This is a genomic window from Bradyrhizobium sp. P2_E8 (genome assembly GCF_056403875.1).
In genome coordinates this window covers 1-962 of sequence record NZ_JBFUES010001631.1, presented here as the reverse complement: position 1 = coordinate 962, position 962 = coordinate 1, and the positions used below count along the sequence as shown (strand labels likewise).

General features: G+C 64.0%; 1 protein-coding gene. It reads left to right on the top strand.

Going from position 1 to position 962, the window contains the following annotated elements; translation table 11 throughout:
* Positions 1-268 precede the first annotated feature (268 nt).
* Positions 269-962, top strand: a 694-nt coding sequence (locus AC1D00_RS42860) for an NHL repeat-containing protein (RefSeq protein ID WP_477014886.1), incomplete at its 3' end; no start/stop codon positions are given.

Genomic DNA, 962 nt, shown 5'->3' with positions numbered 1-962 from the left:
GGCCGGCTTCGAGAAGGAGCGCGACCGGCTCGACGGCATGATGAGCGGCCGGGGCGGCGCCATCGCCCGCATCTCGGATGCGACCGGCGGACCGTTGCAGGTCACCAACCGGTAAGCCGGCAACCGGCCGACATCGACCAGACATCTTCATCGACACGGTTGAACGGGACGCTTTCGGAGCGACGCCGCTTTACGGCGTCACAACGTCAAGTTTCGTTTGCCAAAGCCGCATGACGGGCGAATACTTTCCAAAAATGGGAGGTCACGCATGAAGAACAGGCTTGCCTGCGCAGCGGTCGTTGCTGCGATCGTCTGCACCACGAGCGCATCGGCCCAGACAGTACCGGCGACTTGGGAGGTCAAGAAACTCGTCCCCGGTTCGGCGTTCCATGGCGTGCATGGGCTCGGGGTCGACAAGGCCGGCCATCTGTTTGCCGGCAGCGTCGCCGGCGCCATGCTCTACGAGGTGGACATCGCCGGCGGTACCGCCAAGGTTGCAATCCCTGCTCCGATCGGGATGGCCGACGACATCGCATTCGCGCCCGACGGCACCATGGCCTGGACCGGCTTCCTGACCGGCGATCTCTATTCGCGCAAGGGCGACGGCCCGATCAAGAAGCTTGCCTCCGGCCTTCCCGGCATCAATTCGCTGGCCTTCCGCAAGGACGGCAGGCTCTACGCCACGACCGTTTTCCTCGGCGACACGCTCTACGAGATCGACGTCGAGGGCGTCAAACCGCCGCGCCAGATCATGGAGAAGATGGGCGGCCTCAACGGCTTCGAGTTCGGCCCCGACGACAAGCTCTACGGTCCGCTGTGGTTCAAGGGACAGGTCGCAAAAGTCGACGTCGACAAGGCCGAGCTGACCGTGGTCGCCGAAGGTTTCAAGATCCCGGCCGCCGTGAACTTCGATTCCAAGGGCAATCTCTGGGTGGTCGACACCGCGCTCGGCCAGTTGGTTC